The sequence below is a fragment of the Blastocatellia bacterium genome, from assembly GCA_035275065.1.
Lineage (GTDB): Bacteria > Acidobacteriota > Blastocatellia > UBA7656 > UBA7656 > DATENM01.
The window spans coordinates 110362-125303 of the sequence record DATENM010000002.1; the positions used below are offsets into that span (position 1 = coordinate 110362).

General features: G+C 61.6%; 11 protein-coding genes. 6 read left to right on the forward strand and 5 right to left on the reverse strand.

What is annotated here, in order from left to right:
- Positions 1 to 7: 7 nt before the first annotated feature.
- Positions 8 to 574, reverse strand: coding sequence for a hypothetical protein (locus tag VJ464_01010; protein HKQ03680.1), 567 nt, complete (start codon positions 572 to 574; stop codon positions 8 to 10).
- Between the two features lie 265 nt (positions 575 to 839).
- On the opposite strand from VJ464_01010, the gene VJ464_01015 reads away from it, so the two are divergent.
- On the forward strand, positions 840 to 1277 hold the full coding sequence (locus VJ464_01015; protein HKQ03681.1) for a hypothetical protein: 438 nt from the start codon (positions 840 to 842) through the stop codon (positions 1275 to 1277).
- Positions 1278 to 1295: 18 nt separating this feature from the next.
- On the opposite strand, the gene VJ464_01020 is transcribed toward VJ464_01015, so the two are convergent.
- Positions 1296 to 3863, reverse strand: coding sequence for an AMP-binding protein (locus VJ464_01020; GenBank protein ID HKQ03682.1), 2568 nt, complete (start codon positions 3861 to 3863; stop codon positions 1296 to 1298).
- A 215-nt stretch (positions 3864 to 4078) separates the two neighbouring features.
- Here VJ464_01020 and VJ464_01025 point away from each other — a divergent pair, with 215 nt between their 5' ends.
- The 5 genes from VJ464_01025 (at position 4079) to dtd (ending at position 10676) form a co-directional block, all read left to right on the forward strand.
- Entirely contained in the window at positions 4079 to 5182 is a 1104-nt protein-coding gene (locus VJ464_01025; GenBank protein ID HKQ03683.1) for a lysylphosphatidylglycerol synthase transmembrane domain-containing protein, read from the forward strand.
- A gap of 47 nt (positions 5183 to 5229) precedes the next feature.
- On the forward strand, positions 5230 to 6309 hold the full coding sequence (locus VJ464_01030; protein ID HKQ03684.1) for an FtsX-like permease family protein: 1080 nt from the start codon (positions 5230 to 5232) through the stop codon (positions 6307 to 6309).
- Between the two features lie 44 nt (positions 6310 to 6353).
- Positions 6354 to 6926: a zinc ribbon domain-containing protein gene (locus VJ464_01035; protein ID HKQ03685.1), complete on the forward strand. Its 573-nt coding sequence runs from the start codon at positions 6354 to 6356 to the stop codon at positions 6924 to 6926.
- 22 nt (positions 6927 to 6948) lie between these two features.
- Positions 6949 to 10161 (forward strand): carbamoyl-phosphate synthase large subunit, encoded by a 3213-nt coding sequence (carB, locus tag VJ464_01040; GenBank protein ID HKQ03686.1) that lies wholly within the window; start codon positions 6949 to 6951, stop codon positions 10159 to 10161.
- A 65-nt stretch (positions 10162 to 10226) separates the two neighbouring features.
- Positions 10227 to 10676 carry a D-aminoacyl-tRNA deacylase gene (dtd, locus tag VJ464_01045; protein ID HKQ03687.1) on the forward strand — a complete coding sequence of 150 codons (450 nt, stop codon included), beginning with the start codon at positions 10227 to 10229 and terminating at the stop codon, positions 10674 to 10676.
- Between the two features lie 120 nt (positions 10677 to 10796).
- Here the strand turns inward: dtd and ftsH are convergent, their stop codons facing one another.
- The 3 genes from ftsH to tilS all read right to left on the reverse strand — a co-directional run bounded on the left by ftsH (position 10797) and on the right by tilS (position 14897).
- Entirely contained in the window at positions 10797 to 12701 is a 1905-nt protein-coding gene (gene ftsH / locus VJ464_01050) for an ATP-dependent zinc metalloprotease FtsH (protein HKQ03688.1), read from the reverse strand.
- Between the two features lie 215 nt (positions 12702 to 12916).
- On the reverse strand, positions 12917 to 13423 hold the full coding sequence (locus VJ464_01055; protein HKQ03689.1) for a phosphoribosyltransferase family protein: 507 nt from the start codon (positions 13421 to 13423) through the stop codon (positions 12917 to 12919).
- The gene (tilS, locus tag VJ464_01060; protein HKQ03690.1) at positions 13416 to 14897 is read right to left on the reverse strand and encodes a tRNA lysidine(34) synthetase TilS; all 1482 of its coding nucleotides are present in this window, start codon (positions 14895 to 14897) and stop codon (positions 13416 to 13418) included. The genes VJ464_01055 and tilS overlap by 8 nt, the downstream gene beginning before the upstream one ends.
- Positions 14898 to 14942 lie beyond the last annotated feature (45 nt).

Sequence of the window (14942 nt, forward strand, 5' to 3'; positions counted from 1 at the left end):
TCGCGTTTCAGTCGCCGCTGTCGGCGGCTTCTTTGAGCTTGCGCTTGGCGAGCTGCTGACGCACGCCCTGTGTGTAGAGCTTGGCGAATTCGAGGATCGACAGTTTCTGCGGCGCGCCTTCGTAATAAAACGTGCAGGCGTTGCCGACCTCGCGTTGCAGCAGTTTCAAGTCCGTGGGGTCGAGCGGGAACTTCAGACAGGCTTGCGGCGCGGCGGGCGTCGTGTAGATGGCGCAGCGCGTGTTGAACGGCCCTTCATCAATGAAGAAGGGGCACTGGAATTGAATCTTGCAGCACAGCCCACAGCGGTTGCACTCGCCGCGCTGGTAAGCTTTATAACGATAGAGCAGGTTGTCGGGCAGGAAGTTGGATAGAATCGTGCGCCGCAACGCCCCCCAGGTGTGGATCGAAAACGGCGCGCGGATGACTTTCTTGATAACGGCGCGGAACATCTGGCCGTACATCCAGCGGCGCGATGGAACTTCAGGCGGCAGGGCAAACTCCTTTGCCGCGGGCACGGAGATGTTGGTGAAAACGTGAAGCACGCGCCCGCCCTGCGGTTTTTCCTCAGCCATTATAAATCCTCATAAAGCGATTAAGATGATCGAATGCGCGTCCAGATGATGATTCAAGATTTGAACTCGCGGGAATCTAGTCAAGTACTTGAAATGTGCAAGCGCTGTTCCGACCGGAACAGTCATACTAGCACCAAGATTCAGGCTCCGGCAAACATAAGTCAGCTCTGGTAATTCGTCCGGCGACGCGCGGCAGGCGGCCTTGTTCGATCTTCATTTCGCGCTTATGCTGTTTCGGTACATCCGGCCCGCGGAGCAAACAGCCATGCCGACACCGAGATTTTGCAGCGAATGTGGCGCGGCCTTGCCGGCTGCGCGCCGCCTGACACTTGCTTGGGCGCATTGCGCCGCCTGCGCGCCGCGCTTTCGCGCCCGGCGCGCCCTTACTCTCACCAGCCTGTTGCTGCTGGTTGTCTTTGCGTTCGGCAGCGGGCGCTACCTCGCCCCGCAACGCACGGTTTATCTAATCGGCACGCCGATTGAGCCGCTGGCCAGCGCCGAGCCGGACGCGCGAGCGACCGCCAGCACTTCACCCTCCACACGCGAAGCGCGCGCGGCGAGCGCAACAGACGAAGTCGTGACGATTTGCGGAGCGCCGACAAAATCGGGCAAGCCATGTCAGCGCAAGGTGAAGGGTGGCGGCTACTGCTATCAGCACCGCGACAAGTACGGGCAGAAGAAGTCCGGCGCGCCGCCGCAATGAGCTTAATGCGCAATGCGCTTAAAGTGAGGCGACGCGCCGCTGAAGCTCGCGGGCAATCCCCGCCGCGTCGGCGTCGCGCGCAAACGTCATCGGCTCGCTGATGGTCACACGCACTTCGCCGGGGCGCGCAAAGTAGCGGCGCGAGGTTTTCATTTCGTATAAGCCATCCAACCTGATCGGCACGACCGGCACGCCGAGATCGGTAGCCAGCAACCCGATGCCTTCCATAAACGGCTTCAACTCGCCGTCCGGCGTGCGCCGGCCTTCGGGAAAGACCAGCACGCTCATGCCGCGGTCCATCGCTTCGCCGGCAAACGCGAAGCTGCGCCGGAAGCCGCTCTTCTGCGGCAGCGGAAACACATTGAACAACGACACGACGAGAAAGTATTGCGCGTAACCGAGCAGCCGCCGCGCCAGGCGTGTGCCGCGTGGCGGGCGGCGCCAGTTGCGCAGTTTCTCGCCTTCCATCGCAATCAATAGCCGCGAGCGATAGCGCGCCGGCAGCGCATATTGAATCAACGACTGGTCAATCATCGAAACGTGATTCGCCACAAACAGCAGCGGCCCGCGCGCCTCTTTCAGTTGTGCGCGGCCCACGACGCGGGCGCGGCTCATCAGCCAGATGATCGGCATCATGACGAGATAAAAGACCGCGGCGCGAATCCAGGTTACGGGGAATCGGCGCGGCCATTTCGGGTACGGGTATTCCACCGCTTCGCCGCCCACGCCTTCGCGGACCATGCGCTCAATGTCGCCAAGGGTAGTCGCGGCGGTGAATGCCGCTTCGTCAAGATCAACCTGATAGTGATCTTCCAGGGCGCTCAACAGCTCGACGCGGCCCAGCGAATCGAGCTTCAAATCCGCCGCCAGATTGGCCGATGCCTCGACCTGCCCGACGGCTTCGCCGCTGACCCGCGCCACCTGCTGAAGAATGAAGCCGGGTGTTGAGTGTTGGGTGTTGGGCGTCGGATGACGCGGTGAGTCATTGCCCTGCCCCGACCCTTTCCCGACACCCGACACCTGACACCCAACACCCAGTCTTTCGAGTACGAGCGGCTTGCGAATCTTCTTCGTCGGCGTCAGCGGGAATTCCGGCTCGGGCCAGATCGCCCAGCGGCGCAGGCGTTGATGCTGGGCGAGTTGCTGGTTGGCGCGAGCGACGATGGCCGCCGGGTCTGCCGTTTCGTCGTTCATAATCAACACCGCCAGCGGCTCAGGGCCTTGCGGCGTCTCAATGCCGATGACGGCGCTGTCGCGAATCTCCGGCTGCGCGACGAGCGCCGCTTCGAGGTCGTCGGGATAGATGTTCAGGCCAGCCGCCGTGACGATCACGTCTTTCTTGCGGCCTTTGAAGTAGAGGTTGCCCGCCGCGTCCAACTCGCCGACATCGCCTGTGCGCAGCCAGCCTTCCTCATTCGTAGCCGAACGGAGATCGCCGCCCCAGTAGCCGGGCGACACATTGTCGCCGCGCACCAGGATTTCACCGCTGTCGTCGAGCTTCATCTGCTGGCCGGGCATCGTCTTGCCAATCGAGCCGCGCCCCATCTTAAACGGGTGATTGACGCTGATCAGCGCCGCCGTCTCGGTCATGCCATACCCTTGAACGACCGCGTAGCCGAGCCGCCGCCAGAACCCTTCGGTCTGCTGATTGAGCGCCGCGCCGCCGACGACGAAGGCCCAGAACTTCCAGCCGAATTGCCGGTGGACGCGGCGGAACAGCCACCAGCGCTTCAAGAAATGGGCGCGCTCGGCGGCTTCGAGCAGATTGTAAAACGCATCACTTTCGCCGCGCGCCGCGTAGTCGCGCTCGATCTTCTGGCGCAAGGAATCGAGAAAGCGCGGCACCGTAACGACGACCGAGATGCGCTGCTTCTTAATGGCGGCAATGATCTCCGATGGGTTGAGCGAGTCTTGAAAGTAGACTTCGCCGCCGAGGAGTTGCGGCACGAAGATGCCCATGAACTGGCCGAAGACGTGACTGAGCGGCAGCAGATCGAGAAAGCGAATCGGGTGAAAAGGTCGCTCCCACTTCAGGTACTTATCGATCTCGCGCTCAAGAGGACGGAGGTTCGCCAGCAGATTGCGCTGCGTGATGATGACGCCTTTCGGCTCGGCGGTCGTCCCCGAGGTGAAGATGATTTCGGCGATGTCGTCTTCGGAAATGTCAGCGCGCGCGAAAGGCGTCGCTTCGTGATGGGCGACAGCGGCGGCCAGCTCATCGAGCCGGAGCCGTGGCAGGTCAAGCCGGCATTCGCCGCTGTGGACAAGCAATCGAGCATTCACTTGCTGCTGCACGCGGGCGACGAAATCGGGCGCGCTTTCAACATCGAGCGGCACGACGATGACGCCGCGCGCCACGCAGCCGAAGAAAGCCGCCACCCACTCGGCGCAGTTGTCGCCCCAGAGCAAGATGCGCTCGCCTTTCTGAATGCCGCGCCGCTCAAGCTCGCGCGCGAACTGAAAGGCGACCTCGCGCAATCGCTGATAAGACCAGCGCTCGGTGCGCAGGCCGCGCCGGTGCGCGAAGGCCGTTTCATTGCCGCGCCCGGCAGCGTCTTCGAGAAAGCTGATGAGATTCGTTCGCATGGTCTTTGCTGTCGCGCGTCGCCCCTGGGAGCGCGGGCGTCCCGCCCGCCAGTCTTCCGCAGGCGCGATACAGCGGGCAAGATGCCCGCGCTCCCAGGCTGCTCATCCCTCTTTATGATAAGCCGCGCGGTGGCGCGCGGCCATCGCTGTTGTGACACTTGCGCGAGGTGCCACGCCGGCAATTTGTCGCGCCTTCCGCCGCTATTGTAAGATGGATGATTAGCAGGGCTGCTGATGCCCGCGTGCTCGCCGCATGGTTCAATCATCAATCCGCGCTTGCTTCAACACGCATGAAGAAATCGCTTCTGAAATGGCTGCAAATCATTTCGTTCATGGCGGGCCTGGCGCTGTTCGCTTATCTCATCCGGCAGACCGGCGTCGATAACATCGTGCATTACCTGGCGATGATGGGCTGGGGCTTTGCCGCAATCCTTGCGCTGTCAGCCGCGCGCAACCTGCTGCGCGCCGCGTCGTGGTATTACGCGATTGACCCGCCGCATCGGCAAATCACTTTCTGGTCGCTGATGAACGCGATGCTGGCGGGCGAAGCCATCAAGTACCTGACGGCGACAGGCCCCTTGTTGGGCGAGCCGGCGAAGGCGGCAATGGTGCGCCGCGAAGTGCCGCTCGTCGAGGGCTTCTCGTCGGTGATCGTCGAGAACCTGATCTACAACCTCACGGTCTTTCTGGTGATGCTCGGCGGGCTGCCGGCGCTCGCCTGGTTGATTGACGTGCCGCACCGCTTACAGGTCGCCGCCTGGCTGTTCGCCGCAACCTTGCTTGCGGCCATCGGCTTCGTCTGGCTGGCGGTGCGCGGGCGCTGGTTCATCCTGGCGCGCATGCTCGAACAACTGCGGCGGCTGACGGCGCGCCGCCTGACCGCCGGGCAGGAGAGTCGGTCGTTGCGTTTGGTCACGGCCATCGCCCGCGTCCGCGAAGTCGAGGCGAACGTCTATGCATTTTATGAGCAAAGGCGCGGCGCCTTCTTCGGCATCTTTGTCGTCAATCTGCTGGCCCACTTGATTAACGTCATCGAAGTCTGCCTGATCCTCGCGCTAATGGACTTGCCGGCGTCGCTGGCTGCCGGCTTTGTCGTCGAGGCGGTGACGAAAGTAATCAACGGCGCGTTCTTTTTCGTGCCGACGCGCGCCGGAGTTTACGAGAGCGGCAACGCGCTGACGCTCCAGGCGATTGGCCTGGGGTCGAGCGCCGGCGTGGCGCTGGCCATCATTCGCAAGCTGCGCGCTTTCGTCTGGATCGCCTACGGGCTTGGCGCAATCGCGGCGCTGACGTTCAAAGATCGCCGCGCCAAGACGTAAATGGCTTTCCAATCTAAAATCCAAAATCTAAAATCTAAAATCGGCTTATGGATAATCTGGTCATTTCAAATCTGCTCTACCGCAAGACGCGCACGGTGACGACGATGGCGGGTGTGGCGCTCGGCGTCGTGCTGGTGGTGCTGACGGTCGGCATCGCGCACGGCTTCCTCAACGAACAGGGCCGGCGCAATGCGGCGCTGACGGCAGAGATTCTCTTCGGCCCGCCGGGCACCGTCTTTGGCTTGAGCCTCAACCCGACGCTATCGATGAACGTGCAGATCGCTGATGAGCTGCGCGCCATCGAAGGCGTCTCAGACGCCGTGCCCATCGGCCAGAACCTGCAAGGGCGAATGATCGATGGCATCGATTTCGACCGCTTCGGGCACGTCTCGGATATTCGCGTCATCGAAGGCAGGCCCATCAGCGCCCCTGACGAAGTGATGATTGACCGCATTCAACAGCGGCAGAAGAAGGTCAAGCTCGGCGACCAGATGGAGCTGCTCGATGGCCGGTTCCGCGTCGTCGGCATCTACGAGCCGGAATCATTGGGCCGCATCAAGATTCCGCTGGCGACCATGCAGACCTATCTGAACCGCCCGAACCTCTGCTCGACGATTCTTGTGAAAGTCAGCGACCCGGCGCGTCAGGACGAAATCGCCGAGCGCATCAAAGCGCGCTTCCCCGACCACAGCATCACCATGACGCGCGACCTGCCGCTGATCTATTCGCAGGGCACGCCGGCGCTGCAAACCTTCTTGAAAGTCGTCATCGCGCTGTCGATCATCATCAGCTCGCTGGTCATCTTGCTGACGATGTACACGACGGTTGCCGAGCGCACGCGGCAGATCGGCGTCTTAAAGAGCCTGGGCGCGTCGCGCGCTTTCATCGCCGGCGAGATCGAAAAGGAAGCCCTGTTAATCAGCGCGCTCGGCGTGCTGGTCGGCTTCACGCTGTCGGCGCTCGGCAAGCTGATGATCACGCGGCTGACGACGATGAATGTCGAGCTTGAGCCGATGTGGCTGTTGTACGCGCTGGTCTTAGGGATGCTTGCCGGCCTGCTGGGTGCGCTCTACCCGGCGTTGCGCGCCGCCAATCAAGACCCGGTCAAGGCGCTGGCTTACGAGTAGCCGATAGCAGAGGGCGGGCCGCGTACGCTGATCGGAGGTGGTTTATGTACTGTCCAAATTGTAGTTTGCACAACTCGGACGATCTGAAATTCTGTACGCGCTGCGGCACCAACCTGGAGCTGGTCTCCGAGGCGCTAATGGGCAAGTTCGAGCCGGAGACAGGGATAGACGAACGTCTGGTCGAGCTTTTGAAAAACTATCATCGCGGTCGCCGCATGACGACTTTAGGGTTTATCTTAAGCGCCTTGATGATCTCGAAACTGACGCTGATGATGGTTATGGGTATGCCCGAAAAATTCATGCTGCTTGTTCCATTGTTGGGAATATTCCTGGCTTTCGGGATGGTGTGGTTCATCTGGGGCGCTACGAAGTGGAACAACTCTAGCAGCGAACTGAAGGCGCTGGGATACGACGACCCGCGCAACGCTTCGCCGAGGCGGAAGAGGCAGATCGACAGCTTGCCGGAAGGCTCGACCGTAATGACGGTAAAGCGGTACACCACCGATTCGTTGAATAAGGAAGTCTTGCCTCCCCCGCCGAGCGTGACGGAAAACACCACGAAATTTCTTGAGGACGAGAAACCGCCTGCGCCGTTGCCGCGCCAGGCTTCGCAGTAGAGAGGACAAAGGCAAGAGCTAGATGCCAAAACGAACCGACATCAAAAAGATTCTCATCCTGGGCTCAGGGCCGATTGTCATCGGTCAGGCCTGCGAGTTTGATTACAGCGGCACGCAAGCCTGCAAAGCGCTGCGCTCGGAAGGCTTCGAAGTCGTCTTGATCAACTCGAACCCGGCGACGATCATGACCGACCCGGAGTTGGCCGACCGCACCTACGTCGAGCCGCTCACTCCGGAAGCCGTGCGCAAGGTGATCGAGCGCGAGCGCCCCGACGCGCTGCTGCCGACCGTCGGCGGCCAGACGGCGCTCAATCTTGCCGTCACGCTTGCCGAAGACGGCACCCTCGACCACTTCAATGTCGAATTGATCGGCGCCAAGCTCGACGCCATCAAAGTCGCTGAAGACCGCTTGCTGTTCAAGCGCGCGATGGAAGAGATCGGCTTGAACATGCCGCGCTCCGGTTTCGCCAAGACGATGGAGGAAGCTCGCGGGCTGGTTCAGATGGTCGGCTTCCCCGCGATCATCCGCCCGTCGTTTACGCTCGGCGGCACCGGCGGCGGCATCGCTTACAATGCCGAAGAGTACGAAGAGATCGTCGCCCGCGCGCTCTCGGCGTCGCCGATTCATGAAACCATGATCGAACAATCGATCATCGGTTGGAAGGAGTACGAGCTTGAGGTGATGCGCGACATGGCCGACAACGTCGTCATCATCTGCTCGATTGAAAACTTCGATGCGATGGGCGTTCACACAGGCGATTCGATCACGGTCGCGCCGGCGCAGACCTTGAGCGACCGCGAGTATCAGGTCATGCGCGACGCGGCGATTCAGGTGATCCGCAAAGTCGGCGTCGAAACCGGCGGCTCGAACATTCAATTCGCCTTGAGCCCAACGAACGGCGACCTCATCGTTATTGAGATGAACCCGCGCGTCTCGCGGTCGTCGGCGCTGGCTTCAAAGGCGACAGGCTTCCCCATTGCCAAGATCGCCGCCAAGCTCGCCGTCGGCTACACGCTCGACGAAATCCCCAACGACATCACGCGCAAGACGCCGGCAAGCTTCGAGCCGACGATTGATTACTGCGTCGTGAAGATTCCCAAGTGGGCCTTCGAAAAGTTCCCGGCCTCTGACCCGACGCTCGGCACGCAGATGAAATCCGTCGGCGAAGCGATGGCTATTGGGCGCACCTTCAAGGAAGCCTTTCAGAAGGGACTGCGCTCGCTCGAAGTGCGCAGCTCGTTTCGCGTGCCGGAAAACATCGATGAGGTCGAGCTGCGCCGGCGGCTGGTGGTGCCGTCTGCGGAGCGCGTCTATTTTGTGATGCACGCGCTGGCGCACGGCTATATGGTCGAAGAGCTGCACGAGCTGACGAAGATTGATCGCTGGTTCCTCGACAACCTGCAACAGATCAGCGAGCGCGAAGCCGAGTTGCGGCAGAAGTCGCTTAAGCAAGTCACGCGCGACGAATGGCGCGAAGCCAAGCGCATGGGCTTTTCCGATCAGCGACTCGCGGCGCTCTTAAACGCCAGCGAAGACGATGTTCGCCGGGCGCGGCGCAGGATGAACGTGGCGCCGGTCTTCAAGCGCGTAGACACTTGCGGCGCGGAGTTCGAATCGTTCACGCCTTATCTCTACTCGACCTACGAAGACGAAGACGAAGCGGCGACGACCGACCGGCGGAAAGTCATGATCTTAGGCTCCGGGCCGAATCGCATCGGCCAGGGCATCGAATTTGATTACTGCTGCTGCCACGCGGCCTTCGCGCTCAAAGAAGAAGGCTATGAATCGATCATGGTCAACTGCAACCCGGAGACGGTTTCGACTGACTATGACACCGCTGACCGGCTGTACTTCGAGCCGATCACCTTTGAAGACGTGATGGAAGTCGTCGAGCGCGAGCGGCCCGTCGGCGTCATCGTGCAGTTCGGCGGGCAGACGCCTTTGAACCTGGCGATGCGCTTGTTCAAAGCCGGCGTGCCCATCGTCGGCACCTCGCCCGAAGCGATTGACCTTGCCGAAGACCGCAAGCGATTCGGCAAGCTGCTGGCCGACCTGGCGATCCCGCAGCCGCCCAACGGCACCGCCACGTCTCTGGAAGAGGCGCGCGAAGTCGCCGCGCGCATCGGCTACCCGGTGCTGGTGCGCCCCAGTTATGTGCTGGGCGGGCGGGCGATGCAGATCGTCTATGACGAGACCAGCCTCGACAACTATATGACGCACGCCGTTGAAGCTTCGCCCGAGCATCCCGTGTTGATCGATTCTTTCTTAGAGAGCGCCGGCGAGATTGACGTCGATGCGCTGGCCGACGGCGAGTCGGTGGTTATCGCCGGCATCCAACAGCACATCGAGGAGGCCGGCATCCATTCGGGCGATTCGTCGTGCGTGCTGCCGCCTTATGAAGTGAAGGCCGAGCACCTGGAAGCGATGCGCCGCTACACCAGAGAGCTGGCGCGGGCCTTAACGGTCGTCGGCTTGATGAACATTCAATTCGCCATCGCGAATGATACGGTCTATGTGCTGGAAGTGAACCCGCGCGCTTCGCGCACCGTGCCGTTCGTGTCGAAAGCCACGGGCGTGCCGCTGGCGAAGATCGCCGCCAAACTGATGATTGGCCGCAAGCTGGCGGAGTTTCATTTACCGGATGAGCTGGCGGTAGATCGCTTCTACATCAAGACGCCGGTCTTCCCGTTCGTGAAGTTTCCCGGCGTTGACCCGATACTCGGCCCCGAGATGCGCTCGACCGGCGAAGTGATGGGCGTGGCGGAAAATTTCGGCGGCGCGTTCTTGAAGGCGCAGCAGGGCGCGGGCCTGCGCCTGCCGCGTGAAGGCGCGGTCTTCGTCAGCGTCAACGATCAGGACAAGGGCGAAGTCATCGGGCTGGCGCGGCAGCTTCACGAGATGGGCTTCCGTCTGGTGGCGACGCGCGGCACGCAGCGCCGCCTGACGAGCGCCGGGCTGCCGTGTGATGTAGTTTACAAAGTCAACGAAGGCCGCCCGAACATTGCCGACCTGGTGAAAAGCAAGCAGATCAATCTGATCATCAACACGCCGCTCGGGCGCGTGTCGTTTTACGACGAGCGCGCCATTCGCCGCGCCGCCATGCAGTACGCCGTGCCCTGCATCACGACGCTGACGGGCGCAAAGGCAACGGTCGCTGCCATTCGCGCCCTGCGCGACGACGAGCTTCAGGTGCGCTCGCTTCAGGATTACCACGCGCAGGCCGCCACCAAGTAAGCCGGTTGAGCGAGCCGCATATCTCATTGTCTTAAGCTTCGCTCGTCGTGCTAGAAAGTCTCCTTATGCGCGCAGTCGTTCAACGAGTCACGTCAGCAAAAGTCGAGGTAGATGACCGGACGGTTGGCGAGATCGGCGCCGGCTTGCTGGTGCTGCTCGGCGTGGCGCGCGACGACGGCGAAGCCGACGCCGATTATCTGGCGGACAAGATCATCGGCTTGCGCATCTTTCGCGACGACGAAGGCAAGATGAATCGCTCGCTTACGGACACCAGCGGCGCGATGCTGGTCGTCTCACAATTCACGCTCTACGGCGACACGCGCAAAGGTCGCCGGCCTTCTTACATTGACGCCGCCGAGCCGGAACGCGCTAACGCGCTGTACGAATACTTCGTCAGCCGGGCGCGCGCCCAGGACATTAAAGTCGAAACCGGCGTCTTCCAGGCGATGATGCAAGTCAGCCTCGTCAACGACGGCCCGGTGACGATCCTGCTCGACAGCCGCAAGCTCTTTTGAGTGACAAGTGACAAGAAGGGACGAGTGAGGGGCGGGAACTTGCGCCCGGCACCTGTAAAGAAATAAGGCCGGAGTAGATGTTCTACTCCGGCCTTTCGTCACTATTCACTGGTCACGAGCTTACGCGCGGGCGTCACCCGGAACCGGCAGGATCGGGTTCAGCACCGACGGGCGCGGCTCGCTCTTCGGCTTGTCGGTGCGCGTCGGCGTCGGCTCGTCGTCGTCGAGCGGCAAGCCTGCCACCAGCCGGCGAATCTGCACCGAATCCAACGACTCACGTTCGAGCAGCGCTTCAGCCAGACGGATCATCGCCTCTTTGTTTTCGACAATGATCTGCCGCGCGCGGTTGTACTGCTCGGTGACGATGCGGTTGACCTCCTGGTCAATCTTGATCGCCGTGTCTTCGCTGTAATCCTGATGCTGAGCGATCTCGCGGCCCAGGAAGATCTGCTCTTCCTTCTTGCCATAGGTGATCGGCCCGAGCGTTGACATGCCGAACTCGCAAACCATCTTGCGCGACAGCTCGGTGGCGCGCTCGATGTCATTCGACGCGCCGGTCGTCATGTGATTCAAGAAGGTCTCTTCGGCGATGCGCCCGCCCATCAGGATGGCCACCTGGCCTTCGAGATAATCTTTGGTGTGCGAGTAACGGTCGGCTTCCGGCAACTGCATGGTCACGCCCAGAGCCATGCCGCGCGGGATGATCGAGACTTTGTGAATCGGGTCGGCGTTCGGCACCTTGATGCCGACCAGCGTGTGACCCGCTTCGTGATAAGCCGTGTTGCGCTTCTCTTCGTTCGACATGACGATGGAGCGGCGCTCGGTGCCCATCAGCACTTTGTCCTTCGCCCACTCGAAGTCGAGCATGGCGACTGTCTTGCGATTGTAGCGCGCCGCGTTGAGCGCCGCTTCGTTCACCAGGTTCGCCAGATCGGCGCCCGTAAAGCCCGGCGTGCCGCGCGCGATCACATTGATGTCGACGTCATCGCCGAGCGGAATCTTGCGCGTATGAACGGCGAGGATGCCTTCGCGGCCTTTGACGTCGGGGCGATTGACCACGACGCGGCGGTCGAAGCGGCCCGGTCTGAGCAGCGCCGGGTCGAGCACGTCCGGGCGGTTGGTCGAGGCCATCAGGATGACGCCGTCGTTCGATTCAAAGCCGTCCATCTCGACAAGCAACTGGTTGAGCGTCTGCTCGCGCTCGTCGTGGCCGCCGCCAAGGCCGGCCCCACGATGCCGCCCGACCGCGTCAATCTCATCAATGAAGATGATGCACGGCGCGTTCTTCTTGCCCTGCTCGAAGAGGTCGCGGACGCGCGAAGCGCCGACACCGACGAACATTTCAACGAAATCAGAGCCCGAAATCGAGAAGAACGGCACATTGGCTTCGCCGGCGACGGCGCGCGCCAGCAAGGTCTTGCCGGTGCCCGGAGGCCCCATCATCAGCACGCCCTTCGGGATGCGCCCGCCGAGCTTCTGGAACTTCTGCGGCTCTTTCAGAAATTCGATAATCTCTTGTAATTCTTCCTTGGCTTCGTCAACACCGGCGACATCTTTGAAAGTGACACGCTTCTGCTGGTTGCTGAGCAGCTTGGCGCGCGACTTGCCGAACGACAGCGCCTTGTTGCCGCCCGATTGCATCTGCCGCATCATGAAAATCCACAAGCCGATAAAGACCAGCAGCGGCGCGTAGCTCAACAGGCCGATGAGCCACTGGCTCGACGACGAGCTCTTGAAGGAAAAGTCCACGCCATTCTCGTTGAACTTCTTGGCAAGCTCGGCTTGAATGAACTCGTTGGTCAGATCGATATTGAACGTCTGGCCGTCGGTGAGTTCGCCGCGCACCCCGCGCCCTTCTTCGATGGTCGCTTTGCGGATCTGTTTGTCCTGCGCTTTCTGGAGCAGTTGCGGATAATTGAGCTGCGCATCCTTCGTCGTTGTTTTGCCATTAAAGACCTGATAAAGCAGGAATGCGCCACCAATAATCAGCACCCAAAAAATGATCTGTCTAACAGTTGAGTTCACCTGATACCTCCACGAAAACTGCGCCTTGCGCGCGTAATCCCATTCTAACTGACTCCATTTTGATGCGCAATAACCTGCCCCCGCAGCCTTTATTGTAGATTTCTTGCGAAATCTACAATTGCCGGCTCTCCGCTGTCAGTTCTCAGTAAGCAGGACGTGCGCCCGCCAGCGGGCGCTCTCCAACGGGCAACTAGTAACGGACAACCGGCAACGGCTTACTTCGTCACTGCCAAATACGGTAGCTGGCGGAATTGGTTCTGTAATCCCAGGCCGTAGCCGAAGACGAAGCCGCCGTCGCTTTCAAAAGCCGCAAAGTCGGGTCGAATGTCAACGCGCCGCTCGCCCGGCTTGTCGACCAGCATGCAGGTACGCAGTGATTTGATGCCGCGGTCGGCCAGATGTTTGGTCACATAATCGAGCGTCACGCCGGTGGCGACGACGCCGCCGACCAGCAGGATGTCGCGCCCGCGCGGGTCGAATTCGCTGGTGAACATCACTTCCGTCTGGCCGCCGTGACGATGGCGGCTGACTTTCATGAAGCAACAACTGAGCGGCAGGTCGAGGGCGCGAATTAGGTCGGCCAGGAAGACGAAGGCGTCGTCGAGCAGTCCGACGACTGTAAGCTCGCGCACCGCGACCTGATTGCGGATTTCGGCGGCAAGCTCTTGAATGCGGTTTTGAATCTCCTGCTCGCTACGGACGATTTGAAGGTTGTTATCCATCGGTGCTCCTGCAAAGGTTTAGAGGTTCCGAGGCGCGCACGATGGCAAGGGAGCGGGTGGCGTCGTGCGCCGCGAAGTCAACGGCTGGGGGCAGTCCCGGCGACCATACATAGCGTTGATCGGTCGTCATCACAACCGGCCATGTGGCCCTGCGGCTGACCGGGATTGTATGGGCAATCATCAGCTTTTTCAACTTAATTGTTTTTTGGTGCCCCGCCAGCCGGGCGCGCGCGCCTTGCGGGCGCGGGCAAACCACTAAGCTCGCGGGCAGCACTTCGTCATCGAGAATGGCCATCAACCAGTCGCGGCGGCGCTCGGTTTTCAAGCGCGCGGCCTGCTCGATGAGCCCCGGCATCTGACTGGCCGGCAAGCCGCGCTCGATGATGAGCCGCAGACCGCCGGCTTCAACCGCAGGCTGCGCGGCACTTAATTCAAAGGCATAGTTGTCGTCTGCCGCTTCGCTGGCGCGCTTAAAGACGAGCGCCTCGAATTCGCGCCAGACTTCCAGGCCGCAGGGGAGCTGAACGCGTTTGCCGCGCATCTTTTCATCAAGCAATGATTGAAGCGCGGCGACATGCTTTGCGGTGATCTCTTCGCCGACGACGCGCGCGCGACGCGCCGCTTCAAGCAACATTCGACGCCGCAGGCCGGCGGGCGGCGCGCTGAGCGCGGCGACGCGATAGGCGGCAATCGCCCTATCGCTCGATTCGTGGGAAGGCTCGACGCGCGCCGCATCAAGAAAACCTTGCGCCAGCTCATCAAGCGCCGCTTCATCGGCGGCGAGTTGCTCTGCCGCGCGCGCGATGGCTTCGACCGCCCGCGGGTTGATGGCTTGCACCGCCGGCAGCACGTCGCGGCGTACACGGTTGCGCGTGTACTCGCCGCCCAGGTTCGTCGCATCCAGCCGATAACTCAAGCCGCGCGCGTCGCAGTAGGCTTCTACTTCACTGCGCGTGATGCAGAGCAGCGGGCGGATGAGCGACACTGTCCCCGCGTCGCACGCTGGCACGGCGCTCATCGGGCGCATCGCCACAAGGCCGCGCGTGCCTGCGCCGCGCGCCAGGCGCATCAGGAAGGTTTCGGCTTGATCGCTCATAGTGTGGCCCGTGGCGATATGGTCGGCACCGGTCGCGCGCGCGACGCGCCGCAAGAAGTCGTAGCGAATCGCGCGCGCCGTTTCTTCGATGCCGCGCCGCGCACGCTCAGCCGCCGCGCGCACGTCAGCGCATTCTACTGTCACAGGCAAGCCGAGCCGCTCGGCCAGTCGCCGCACAAACTCGGCGTCTTCGTCTGAATCTCTGCCGCGCAGTTGATGATTGAGGTGGGCGATGTGAATAGACGCCTGCAAACGCGCGAGCATATCGAGCAGCGCGACGGAATCCGGCCCGCCCGATACCGCTACCACGACGCCGCGCGCGCCTTCAAGCAGCGCGTGTTGTTTGACGTAGCGCCGGACTTTGGCGAATGGTTCCATCGTTTCGCGCAACGGCCAGAAGCATCGCTCCTTCGGAAGTAAAAA